The 12,371-nt window shown below is 46.5% G+C and carries 13 protein-coding genes; 11 read left to right on the forward strand and 2 right to left on the reverse strand.

Annotation, left to right across the window (positions count from 1 at the left end):
* Positions 1–76 precede the first annotated feature (76 nt).
* The 9 genes from FJ444_RS02070 (at position 77) to FJ444_RS02110 (ending at position 6,526) form a co-directional block, all read left to right on the forward strand.
* Complete coding sequence (locus FJ444_RS02070) at positions 77–466, forward strand: DUF2170 family protein (RefSeq protein WP_140956243.1); 390 nt, start codon at positions 77–79, stop codon at positions 464–466.
* Positions 467–482: 16 nt separating this feature from the next.
* A complete protein-coding gene (locus FJ444_RS02075) occupies positions 483–1,163 on the forward strand; it encodes a PspA/IM30 family protein (RefSeq protein WP_140956244.1) in 681 nt (226 codons plus the stop codon).
* A 165-nt stretch (positions 1,164–1,328) separates the two neighbouring features.
* Positions 1,329–2,354, forward strand: a complete 1,026-nt coding sequence (locus FJ444_RS02080) for a potassium channel family protein (protein WP_255438901.1) — start codon at positions 1,329–1,331, stop codon at positions 2,352–2,354.
* A 4-nt stretch (positions 2,355–2,358) separates the two neighbouring features.
* Positions 2,359–3,003, forward strand: a complete 645-nt coding sequence (locus tag FJ444_RS02085) for a YjfK family protein (protein ID WP_140956246.1) — start codon at positions 2,359–2,361, stop codon at positions 3,001–3,003.
* Between the two features lie 17 nt (positions 3,004–3,020).
* Positions 3,021–3,437, forward strand: coding sequence for a DUF350 domain-containing protein (locus FJ444_RS02090; RefSeq protein ID WP_140956247.1), 417 nt, complete (start codon positions 3,021–3,023; stop codon positions 3,435–3,437).
* Between the two features lie 10 nt (positions 3,438–3,447).
* Positions 3,448–4,065 carry a DUF1190 domain-containing protein gene (locus tag FJ444_RS02095; RefSeq protein WP_140956248.1) on the forward strand — a complete coding sequence of 206 codons (618 nt, stop codon included), beginning with the start codon at positions 3,448–3,450 and terminating at the stop codon, positions 4,063–4,065.
* 3 nt (positions 4,066–4,068) lie between these two features.
* Positions 4,069–5,235, forward strand: a complete 1,167-nt coding sequence (locus tag FJ444_RS02100; protein ID WP_140956249.1) for a glutathionylspermidine synthase family protein — start codon at positions 4,069–4,071, stop codon at positions 5,233–5,235.
* An 8-nt stretch (positions 5,236–5,243) separates the two neighbouring features.
* Complete coding sequence (locus FJ444_RS02105; RefSeq protein ID WP_140956250.1) at positions 5,244–5,795, forward strand: rhomboid family intramembrane serine protease; 552 nt, start codon at positions 5,244–5,246, stop codon at positions 5,793–5,795.
* Between the two features lie 23 nt (positions 5,796–5,818).
* The gene (locus tag FJ444_RS02110) at positions 5,819–6,526 is read left to right on the forward strand and encodes a VC0807 family protein (protein WP_140956251.1); all 708 of its coding nucleotides are present in this window, start codon (positions 5,819–5,821) and stop codon (positions 6,524–6,526) included.
* A 90-nt stretch (positions 6,527–6,616) separates the two neighbouring features.
* On the opposite strand, the gene FJ444_RS02115 is transcribed toward FJ444_RS02110, so the two are convergent.
* Together FJ444_RS02115 and FJ444_RS02120 are read right to left on the reverse strand one after the other, a co-directional pair.
* Positions 6,617–8,056, reverse strand: a complete 1,440-nt coding sequence (locus FJ444_RS02115) for an alkaline phosphatase (protein ID WP_370298007.1) — start codon at positions 8,054–8,056, stop codon at positions 6,617–6,619.
* 172 nt (positions 8,057–8,228) lie between these two features.
* Positions 8,229–9,173: a chemotaxis protein CheV gene (locus tag FJ444_RS02120; protein ID WP_140956252.1), complete on the reverse strand. Its 945-nt coding sequence runs from the start codon at positions 9,171–9,173 to the stop codon at positions 8,229–8,231.
* Positions 9,174–9,421: 248 nt separating this feature from the next.
* Between FJ444_RS02120 and FJ444_RS02125 the strand changes: the two genes are divergently transcribed.
* The gene (locus FJ444_RS02125; RefSeq protein ID WP_140956253.1) at positions 9,422–11,014 is read left to right on the forward strand and encodes an isocitrate lyase; all 1,593 of its coding nucleotides are present in this window, start codon (positions 9,422–9,424) and stop codon (positions 11,012–11,014) included.
* Positions 11,015–11,335: 321 nt separating this feature from the next.
* Positions 11,336–12,274 (forward strand): LysR family transcriptional regulator, encoded by a 939-nt coding sequence (locus FJ444_RS02130; protein WP_140956254.1) that lies wholly within the window; start codon positions 11,336–11,338, stop codon positions 12,272–12,274.
* The last annotated feature ends 97 nt before the right edge of the window (positions 12,275–12,371 follow it).

Consider the following 12,371-nt stretch of genomic DNA (forward strand, 5'->3'; position numbering starts at 1 on the left):
GTAGCAAAGTTGTTGCAACCAACCGATGATTCTGACTAGAGTGGTCGCGTTACTTTAATCGCTTAGGAGAGACGTTATGGAGTGGGATCTGGAAAAACTTGAATCCCTGTTTACCGACATGGATGACCTGGTAGTCACCCGCGAAAAGGAATGTTTGTTAATTGCTAATCAGGACGGGCTTGATGCCTGGCTGGCCATTAGCGGTGAACAAATAATAGTGGAGAGTTTGTTGTTTGAATCGTCGCAGGTAAAAGACAAAGCGGCTTTAGATCACGATATTCTGTCTACGCACATGTTGTTTCCATTAACTACCGTTGCCATCTCAAATATCAATGGAGAGGAATATTACACTGCTTTTGGTGCGTTAAGCGCGAAGTCGAAAGCAGAAACTATTCAGATTGAAGTTACAACGTTATTCCAAAACGTTGCGGCATTTCTTGATGCGTACGAAGCGCACCTGAAGTAACCCAAAGGAGAGTATTATGTCTGTTTGGAAAAAACTCATTACTGCGGTAAAAGGCGGGGCAACTGAAGCGGCTCAGGCAGTCGCAGACAGCCAGGCAATCAGAATCCTTGAACAGGAAATTCGGGAAGCAAAGGATGAATTGCGTAAATCAGACCATGCACGTACGCAAATTCTGGCCAAATGCAAACTGTCGCAGCAGAAAGTAGATGGTTACAGCAAGTCTATTGCTGAATATGAAGCACATGCCAGAAAAGCAATCGAAACAGATCGCCAGTTAGCTCTGGACTGTGCACAAAAAGTGAGCGACCTCAAAGAGGAGCGTGCACAAGAGCAACAATTCCTGGATCAGTTTAATGCCTCTGAAGCACAGCTGGCCAAAAACATTCAGCAGGCCAAAGAGAATCTGCGCCGCTTAGAGCAGCAGGTAGATATGGTAAAGGCAACTGAAAGTGTGCAAAAAGCGCAGGTAGCTGTGTCATCACGCCATATGGGCGCGAACAGCAAAATGAAAACAGCAACTGAATCGTTAAGTCGCATTCAGGAAAAGCAGAAGATGCGCAGTGCTGAATTGGAAGCCGCAGAAGAACTGGCCGCCAACGAATCGTCCAGCGATTTGGAAAAGCGTCTGGCCCAGGCTGGTATTAAAGGCGGCACGACGTCAGCTGATGACGAACTGGCAAGAATCCTGGGCAAATAAGCAGAATATGCTTTTGATACCCTGGCTACAAGCCAACCAACAGGGCATGCAATCCGTATGATTACGGGTTGTCATGCCCTTTCTTTTTTTGCGAAGATATAACATTCAATGTTAATAACACGGACGACTTTCTGACGCATTATGTGGATAAAAATACGACGCGTTATGCTGCATTATTTTGCAGGTTCAAGGTGGTATACCATTGCACTGGCTACCGCATTTTATGCAGCCTCTTCATGGATACTGCTGTGGGCTGCCGACGAATCGGCATTAACAGAAAGCGTTAATTTTCTGTACTGGCTGGCAGTGACGGGATCTACCGTAGGCTATGGCGATTTATCACCGCAAACAGACGCCGGCAAACTCGTTGTAGCATTTTATGTTATCCCGCTTGGGCTAAGCATTTTTGCTATGGTGATAGGCAGGATTGCGGCCTTTGTTGGCAACCAATGGAGAAAAGGATTAATGGGATTATCTGGTCTGTCGGTGTCTGATCACATTCTGGTTATTGGCTGGAACGAACAGCGCACCTTATTACTTTTAAAACTGCTGTTGCGAGAGCGCGAATCGCTTCAGGAACGCCCTGATATTGTATTGTGTGTCCGGGCAGACATCACCAACCCCATGCCGGGCAAAATTGAGTTTGTTAAAGTGGAGTCGTTCAACCGCGATGAAGATATGGACAAAGCTTGTATTGCCAGTGCGTCCACTATTCTTATTGATAATCCGCAGGACGATCTGACACTCACTACAGCGTTGTACTGTTCGCAAAAGAATCCATCAGCTCATCAGGTGGCGTATTTCGCTGATGAAAGCCTGGTGGGCTTGCTGCATCAACACTGCCCCCAAATTGAATGCACACCCAGTGTAGCAGTTGAAATGCTGGCAAAAGCCGCTTTTGATCCTGGCTCGAGTGCCCTGCATCACGATTTACTGAGTGTCGACGACGATGGACAGGCGCAATTTTCTATCACGGTGCCCGCTGCGACACAATCGGTAACATATCAGCAGTTATTTTTTGCATTCAAGCAGCGTTATGATGCTACGTTAATCGGTTTTGCGCCGTCTGGTCGTGCGCAGGATGTTACCCTTAACCCATCGCTTGATACTGTGATAGCGCCACAAGACAAGCTTTATTACATAGCAAAACAGCGTATTACCGAACTCGATTGGCATGCTGTAACGGAGTAACTTTATGTTCAGTAAATGGTTTAAATCAGACGAGCCTAAAAAACCCCGAGCGCCAGAAGTAATGGGGCTGTATCTGGGCGGGTCCTTCGAACTGGATCCCCTGAAACTCAAGTTGATCACGCCCGAGTTATGTATAGAAAATCCTGCGAATAAACACCTTATTCAGGCGGTTGGACAAGCCGAGCTCGACAGTGGCGGCACGCTATTGCGTTTCTATACTGACGACGACGCCTTTTTGCAGGTCGTGCTGGATGGTGGCATGACAGAAAACCACATCACTGACGTTAAGCTGTGGTATTTCTATTCCACCACGACGGTAGGCAACGAATCCCAGTGGAAACACTGTCTGGCGAATGACATTTCTAAACCAGAATATGCCCTGGAAGGGCATTCGTTTAAACGAGTTTGGGATGCAGTAGGCAACGATTCCCCGCCCGTCGCGGTAACAGAAAAGACCTATGAAGAAGACGGTGACGTAAGCGAGACCGACCAGTTTATGATGCTTTATGAACGAGAATTGTCAGATGGCAATACCGAATCACTACTGGTGGCGGGCGAAGAAAAAATTGTTGGGCATAACGCCGACCGCTGTCTGGTAATCAGTACAGGCTTTGATATTCAACCAGCGGATATCCGCATTAACGGCTAACAGAAGAGGAACAGAACATGGAAATAGTAATGGAATCGCTGGCCGGGTTAGCGAGTTTTGCAATGTATTTTGCCATCTCAATTGTGTACTTATTTATTTTTAAAATTGTCTATGCATTTGTTACCCCCCATGACGAATGGAAGCTGGTAAAAGAGCAACAAAATGTATCGGCTGCCATTGGTTTTGGCGGTGCCATGATTGGCTTCAGTCTTGCGTTAGCCAGTGCCGCGTCTAACTCGCTGGGACTGGTTGATTTTACTATTTGGGGCGTGGTGGCTGTATTAGCGCAAAGCTTTGCATTTGCTTTATTGCGCTTTACTTTTATGCCCAGAATTGCCGAACGCATCAGCAACAATGAAATGTCGGCGGGCGTAATGCTGGCAGCAGTTTCAGTGGCGGTAGGATTACTCAACGCGGCTTGTATGACCTATTAGGAGCCTACCGATGAGCCATTCACAAAAACGTTCAAAACATATTAATTTGCATAAAATGCGCAAGGCGTTTTCGTTAAAGCCTTTAGCAATTGGTGTTGCCATAGTGTTTTTGTCTGCCTGTGGTGAAGACGGTGATGCCTCCAAAATTTATGTGTCGGTTGATGATTGTCAGAAAGAAAACCCTGATGCAGTCAGCCAGTGTCAGGCCGCTTTCGAATCAGCAATAGAAGAGCACAACCGCACAGCGCCGCGATTTAACAGCCAGAATGATTGTGAGTATGAATTTGGCAGTGACCGTTGCCAATATGTACAGTCGCAATCCGGCAGCTTTTTCATGCCCTTTATGGCTGGATTTATTGTAAGCAGGTTATTGCAACCTTCACCCTATTATTCGCAGCCTTTGTATACCTCATTTTCTCCCTACTCGCCCTTTCGGTCGCGATGGGTTACCTCAAATGGCTACGTATTTGACGGCGATATTCGCCGCCGCTCTTATTACGCCCCATCGTCGGTCTACAAGCCCAAACCAGCGGTAAACCGCACTATTAACCGAGGCGGCTTTGGTAGCACGGTGCGCGCTAAGTCAAGCTGGGGCAGCAGTGGTAAATCCAGTGGCTGGGGCGGTTAACAGGTGTTTCGAATAGCCTGTCAGCCCAGGGCAAACTGGAAACAACTGGCTACAGAGTATGGATTTCACTTTCATACGATGTATGGTCAACCCTACTGGGATGAATCAGCTTATTACCAGTTTACCCTGAAGCAAATTGAACAAGACATTGAGGATCCCACCGCGGAGTTACACCAAATGTGTCTCCACGTAGTGAATAAAGTGATTCACGATGACAGCCTGATGCGTCGCTTTCAAATACCCGAGCAACACTGGGATTATGTTGCCGAAAGCTGGCGCCAACAGGCGCCCTCCTTATACTCTCGTTTGGATCTTGTTTACGACGGCAAACACCCGGCAAAATTGCTGGAGAATAACGCTGACACTCCAACGTCGTTATACGAAACCGGTTTCTGGCAATGGTTATGGCTGGAACAGCAAGTCAATTCTGGCAAGCTGTCACGTGGCGCGGATCAATTCAATTCACTCCAGGAAAAACTGATTAATCGCTTTGCCGAACTCAAGCATCAGCATGGATTTCATCAAATTCATTTTAGTTGCTGCGATGACTCTGAGGAAGACAGAGGCACAGTGCAGTATTTGCAGGATTGTGCGGCTACCGCGGGGGTCAGTACACCTTTCCTATTTATCGAAGAAATTGGCCTGGGCGACACTGGCTATTTTACTGATCTTGCCGATGAAGTAATTACCCACTGCTTTAAACTTTATCCCTGGGAATTTATGCTCAGAGAAACCTTTAGTGATGCCTTGCCCGGCGCAGAGGTTCAATGGCTTGAGCCGGCCTGGAAAGCGGTATTGTCAAACAAAGCATTACTGCCCTTGTTATGGCAGGAATTTCCGAATCATCCCAATTTGTTACCCGCATTTTTTGAGGATGACAACAGCCGGCCAGCCGATGGCAAATGGATTAAAAAGCCGCTTTTCTCACGAGAGGGGGCAAACATAACCTTAATCGAAGGCGGGCGGGATGCAATCTCCTTGTCAGATGGTCCCTATGGTGAAGAAGGGTTTATTTATCAGCAGTATCACGCGTTACCCAAATACGCAGAAAATTACGTGTTAATTGGTAGTTGGTTGGTCGACGATGAACCTGCTGGCATTTCCGTTCGGGAAGATACCTCTCTGATCACTCAGGATTTATCCCGCTATTTACCACACATTATACTTTGAGGAAATCAATGGCTTCCTGGACGTTGTCTACCCAGGTTCGTTGGGTTGGCGCCATCGCGCTGAGTTTACTGGGTGTTGAGTTTATTAACCTGCTAATGGGAAGCGGCCTGAATCAGTTTGGCCTTCGCCCACGGAGTCTGTCACACCTAAGTGGTATTATAACAGCGCCATGGCTGCATGCCAGTCTGACTCACTTTGCCAGTAATTTTTTACCGTTGTTATTCTTTGCAGGGCTTGCCATGCAATGGGGGCGCACTGTTTTCATTAAGAGTATTCTGTTAATCTGGCTTGGCGCAGGCATATGCGTGTGGTTGGTAGGCAGAAGTGCCATGCACATCGGTGCCAGTGGTATTGTTTACGGCTTGTTCGGATTCATTGTCGTGGCCGGCTTTTATAGCAAAAAGTTACATTTATTATTGATTTCGCTGGTGATAGCCTTCCTATATGGCGGTATGATATTCGGCGTGTTACCTACACAGCGATTTGTATCCTTTGAGTACCATTTCTTTGGTTTTGTAATGGGCGTAATAAGCGCCAGGTTATGGGCCCGGACAGGTTAACCCGCAAGAGACTGATATCCCCTATGAGTGAAACTTCGCAAAAAGCAAACAAGCCAGCAAACCAGGGCTTTCTTCCCAATTTAGCGTTTAACATTGTGATCCCCGTGCTGGTAATGAGCTACACAAGCTCTGAAGAATATCTTGGGCCCGCATGGAGTATTGTGGCCGCCCTGAGCTTTCCTTTGGGTTACGGCCTGTGGGACTTAAAACAAAGCGGCAAGGTAAATGGTTTTTCGATTTTAGGTATTATCAGTGTCATTCTTACCGGTGGGATAAGCCTGCTTAAATTACCGGCTGAGTACATCGCTATCAAAGAAGCTGCGATTCCTGGCATAATTGGCATTGCCGTGCTCATCACCCAAATGACAGACAAACCTCTGGTTAAACTCCTGATCCTCAACGAACAGATTATAAACTGGCCACATCTGAACGAAGTACTCGATAAGCAGGGTAAACAAGCGGTGTTTGGTGAAAAAGTAAAACACTGCTCGTACATTGTTGCCGCGTCTTTCTTTTTGTCTTCAGCCCTGAATTACATTCTGGCCAAGGTGATTTTAGTCAGTGAGCCGGGCACTACTGCGTATACCGAAGAGCTTGGCAGAATGACTGCGCTGAGCTATCCGGTTATTGTGGTGCCTTCAATGATCATGCTAGTGGGCGCACTTTGGTACCTGTTCAGTCAAATTGGCAAAATCACAGGCGAAGATATCGAGAGTTTTATTAATCAGTAAGAGTAAAGAAATCTGATAGAGCTGAATATATTTCATCTCAACAGACACAAAAACGCCGGCATCTGCCGGCGTTTTTATTCACTTAAATAATTACTGACATCGCCAGTCTTTTTCAAAGTCACACTGTCCGGCAGCGGATTTTGATTTTACTTCAGACGCATTGTCTGAGGCCTGGGCTTTCATTTCAGTCGGCAATAATGCAAAGATTTTCTTCGCAATATCGGTGTTGTCATATTGCCCTGTAAACGACTCATAGCCTTTGCCAAAGGCAAACACTTCTACGTCAACACCCGTATGCCCACTGGTTGTCCAACCGGTATTGGTGCGCATATCCAGTATAGTCTTGATACCTTCTTCAATCGCTCGTGTGCTTTTTAGTTTGGCCAGCGCAATTACCTGCTTCGCTTCATCTTCATTTAATGCAAAGCCTAATTTGTCGCTAACAAACGCAACCGGATCGACAGTCTGAGGCAACTGCTCGGCAATCACAGTAGGAGACGCAGACAGGTTTTTAAGCCATTCTGGCGCCCAGCTATATTCTCCGCGTGCTCCAAGGGTAAGTCCCCCTGTGCTGTGGTCAGCGGTTAACACCACCAGCGTGTCAGGATGCGTCTGCACATATTCGTAAAGATATTCCAGCGTTAAATTCAAATCGTGCATTTCAGCCATGGCCGATGCAATGTCATTGGCATGTCCAGCCCAGTCAACCTGACTTGCTTCAACTAACAGGAAAAATCCGTTGTCGTTTTCCAAGTGTTTAATGGCATGTTCAGTTAGGTAAGCCAGGCGATTTTTACGCTTGTCATCCAGTACCCAAGGCAACCCCACTGGTGCAAACAACCCAAGTACATCTTTACCTGCTGGGATAGTGGCCAGTTTGTTGTAGGTATCAACATATGCATACCCGGCATCGATAAACTGTGCGGTGATATCGCGGTCTTCACGCTCAAAATATTGTGTACCGCCACCAAGCATTACATTGGCGGCAAACTGACCGTCGACTTTATCGTCGTAAAAACTTTCTGCAATCTCGTTATAGTTTTTACGGCTTTCATTGTGCGCCATATAAGCGGCTGGCGTGGCGTGCACAATTTGCGAAGTGACGGCAATACCGGTTTTCATGCCCAGCGCTTTGGCTTGCTGTAAAACAGACTTAACCGGCTGTTTATTTACATCAACACCAATCGCACCGTTATAACTTTTAACACCCGAGGCCAAAGCTGTTGCCGCCGCGGCAGAATCAGTAACAAAGCCTGACTCGTGAGCTGGATAGGTGCTGGCATTCCCCACAAAAATACGATCGAAAATAACGGGTTCCACTTCGGGGGTAGCCGGATTATCGCGGAAATTGCGATAGGCCGTAGTGTAGGCAGGTCCCATTCCATCAGACACAATCATGATCACGTTTTTGGGTTTATCCGAAGGCTGAGACGTCTTGGGCAAAAGTGCGCTGGACGTATCGCTAAACGTGGCATTACAGGCAGTCAAAAAGAGTGTTGCGGCTGCTACCGCAAGCAAGTTCTGTCGCACAGTATTTTCCTTATGAGAAATCGAATGACCGCAGTGTACAGTGCCCACTGTTCAACCAGCAGTACGAATCCGACGAGCTGAATATTCAACAGGTTAAAACCTGACCCAGTATAACGGGCGTGCAACAGAATTCACATGAGAAAATATAAAATCAGACCAAATAGTCTGTTTTCTATAACAGTTCTCGCATACGTTGCTGAACAACGTCTACCAGCATGTCTGGCTGAAATTTGGAAATAAATCGATTACACCCGACCTTTTCGACCATTGCTTCATTAAAACTGCCGCTAAGTGATGTATTCAGGGCAATAAATAACGAAGACATTCGGCTATCAGCCCTCACTTCGGCTGTTAATCGGTAGCCATCCATTTCGGGCATTTCCGCGTCGGTAAACATCATTAGCAGCTTATCCGTTACATTAATACCTTCATTAGCCCACTCTTTTAACAACGCCAGCGCTTCAGCCCCGTTGTGGCATTCAATAATATCAATACCCAGTTGTTCAAGGGTATCGCGTATCTGCTTTCTGGCGGTGGAAGAATCATCGACTATGAGTATGCGCTGCCCTTTAAGATGTTCAACAACCTGCGCATCCAACACATGTTCCGATATGGTTACGTCGTATTCGATGATTTCTGCCAGTACTTTTTCAACATCGATGATTTCGACTAACTCTCGCTTACCCCCAATATCAATCTGAGTGATAGCGGTTAGAAAGTTGGTTTTTCCGATACTTTTTGGCGGCGGTTGGATATCTTCCCAGGATGTATTCACAATACTCACCACTTCGCCAATCATAAATCCCTGCACTGAGCGATTGTATTCAGTAATGATTACATTGCGATTAATATCTGGTTGAGTTTTGATAGCGCGAAAATGAATTGCCTGGCGCAAATCTATAATCGGAATGGTTAGCCCCCGATACACGGTTACCCCACACAGATTACCGTGTGCACCTGGCATTGTGTTCAGTTTTGGAATGGTAATAACCTCTTTCACTTTGAACACATTTATGGCGTATGTGTGCCGGGTGCCTAATCGAAAAAGCAGCAATTCCAGACGGTTTTCACCGACTAATTTGGTTCGCTGATCAACCGAGGAAAGAATATTACTCATTGCAGATTCCTGTCATTACTGTCCCTTAATAATAGTTTTTTTTCATCGCTTTGCCCATTAATCCATTGAATAGTCTTCGCATAAAAATCAATTTACCAACCCATTATCATTCACAAAAATTATGCCGACAATGAACATTATATATTTCTTTTATCCACATTCACCGCCTAGGATGGAAAAGAAGTCGATGACAACGCCCTCGGTGTTTTCACCAACGCTTATATTAATTTCGGGAAGGAGAGACAGTCATGTCAGAATACCAAAATGCAATCGACCAGGTTGCCACGCTTAAGAGTCAACACAAAGGTACTTGGAATGCCATTAGCCCAGAATTTGCTGCGCGTATGGTTGTACAGAACCGTTTTAAAACCGGTTTAGACGTTGCTAAGTATACCGCTAAAATTATGCGTCAGGACATGGCCGAGTACGATGCAGACTGCACTCAGTACACCCAGTCATTAGGTTGCTGGCATGGTTTCATCGGTCAGCAAAAAATGCTGTCTGTTAAAAAACATCAGGGCACGACTAAAAAGAGCTACCTATACCTGTCTGGTTGGATGGTTGCGGCTCTGCGTTCTGAGTTTGGTCCTCTGCCAGACCAGTCAATGCACGAAAAAACCTCTGTCGCTGCATTAATCGAAGAACTGTATACATTCCTGCGTCAGGCTGATGCACGTGAACTGGGTGATTTATTCAAAAAGTTAGATGCTGCTAAAGCAAACGGTGGTGATGTAGCTGCTATCCAGGCGCAAATCGACAACTACGAAACGCACGTTGTGCCAATCATCGCAGACATCGATGCGGGTTTCGGTAACGAAGAAGCCACTTACCTGTTAGCTAAGAAGATGATCGAAGCGGGTGCTTGCTGTATCCAAATCGAAAACCAGGTATCTGATGCCAAGCAGTGTGGTCACCAGGACGGTAAAGTAACCGTTCCTCATGAAGACTTCCTGGCTAAAATCAACGCTGTTCGTTATGCCTTCTTAGAGCTGGGTGTAGATGATGGTGTTATCGTTGCCCGTACCGATTCATTAGGTGCTGGTCTGACTCAGAAGATCCCGGTATCAACCAGCGAAGGCGACCTGGCTTCTCAGTACAATGCATTCCTGCAAACCACGCCGGTTAATTCAGTAGCTGACCTGAAAGAAGGTGATCTGGTACTGAAGCAAAACGGCGAGCTGGTTAAGCCTGAGCGTCTGCCAAACGGTTTGTTCCGCTTCAAGCCTGATACTGGCGTAGCGCGTTGTGTACTTGACTGTATCACCAGCCTGCAAAACGGTGCTGACCTGCTGTGGATCGAAACCGAAAAACCACACGTACGTCAAATCGGTGACATGGTTGATCAAATCCGTGAAGTTATTCCGAACGCAAAACTGGTTTACAACAACTCTCCGTCATTCAACTGGACCCTGAATTTCCGTCAACAAGTATTTGACGCATGGTCAGAGGAAGGTAAAGACGTGTCAGCGTACGACCGCGCCAACTTGATGTCTGTTGAGTACGATGAGACTGAACTGGCTATAGCGGCTGACGCGAAGATCCAAAGCTTCCAGGCGGACGCTGCTCGCGAAGCCGGTATCTTCCACCATCTGATCACGCTGCCTACTTACCATACTGCTGCGCTGTCTACCGACAACCTGGCAAAAGGTTACTTCGGCGACCAGGGTATGCTGGCCTACGTGAAAGGCGTACAGCGCCAGGAAATCCGTCAGGGTCTGGCGTGCGTTAAGCACCAGGCCATGGCTGGTTCTGACTTAGGTGATGTTCATAAAGAGTACTTCTCTGGTGAGCAGGCACTGAAAGCCAGCGGTGAAGACAACACCATGAACCAATTCGACTAGTTCCAACCAGCAGCCTGCCTTTTCAGAGACGTTCGGGCAGGCTATTGAGTTTTTTGGCTTCCCTCGGGAAGCCTTTTTTATGCCTGAGACACGCTATTAATCCGTTATTTGCAGCAAAAATCCTGATATTCATCTGAATTATTCAATCTAATTCATTCACAAAATATATTTCTCTAGCACAAACAAACAAAATAACCTTTACTATCAGACAAATAAAAATAAAACATCCAAAAGCACTAAGACTAATGGCCTATCTGACAAGCAGGTAATAACACAGTATAATAGAAAAGTTTAATAAACTTGATACGGGCTATTACATAAATGAATATTGCAAAGGTTGACCTGAACTTACTGGTATATTTAGACGTCTTATTACGCGAAGGCAGTGTCACCCGGGCAGCAAATCAACTCAGTATTACCCAGCCAGCAATGAGTAATGGCCTTAAGCGCCTGAGAGATTTATTCAAAGACCCGCTTCTGGTAAGAACCAGTGACGGTATGACCCCAACCAAGCGGGCACTGGAGCTGCAACCTATTATCCGGGATGTGCTGAGTAAACTGGAAAGCTCAATTCAACCAGAAACGGATTTTAATCCCGCCACCAGCGCCCGGACCTTCAGGATCATGACCAGTGACTATGCCGAATCAACGCTGCTGTTGGAGCTGGTTGGACGCCTTGCCAATTCTGCCCCCAATATTACACTTGATTTAATCACTCCCAGTGATGTTACGTTTCACGATGTCGAGCAAGGCAAGGTTGATATGGCCATCAACCGTTTTGACGAACTCCCACTGTCGTTTCACCAAAAAGTCATTTGGTACGACACGTTTGCCTGTGTAATGAGTAAAACCCATCCACTGGCCAGTCACTATGATCTTGAAACCTATTTAAAAGCGCAGCACATCTGGGTAAGTAAAACCGGATTTGGCGTGGGTGTGGGTATCGACCCCAATGAAGTTCAAAAATTGGGATGGGTAGATGCTGAACTTACTAAAATTGGTAAACAGCGGGATATTCGCGTGTTTACCCGGCATTATCACGCCGCGCTGCAAATTGCCAAACGTCAAAATCTTATCGCCACCTTGCCAAGTAAAGCGGCCAAGATTTTTAAGGATGACCCCAGCATAGTGCTACGCGAGCCACCATTCGACATTCCACCGATTGCACTGAAAATGGCTTGGAGCGCCCTGCTCCATCACGATGCCGGACATATCTGGCTTCGTCGCCTGATAGGCGAGGTTGCGGCAGATATGCAGTAAAATGCAAATCGTGCTTTTGTAATGTCGCCGGGCAACGCTTTTGCCCGGCAAGCGAACGTTATCCCTGCACCAACCAATGATTCACTATATTTATGGC

Source organism: Aestuariibacter sp. GS-14 (assembly GCF_006494365.1).
Taxonomy (GTDB): domain Bacteria; phylum Pseudomonadota; class Gammaproteobacteria; order Enterobacterales; family Alteromonadaceae; genus Alteromonas; species Alteromonas mangrovi.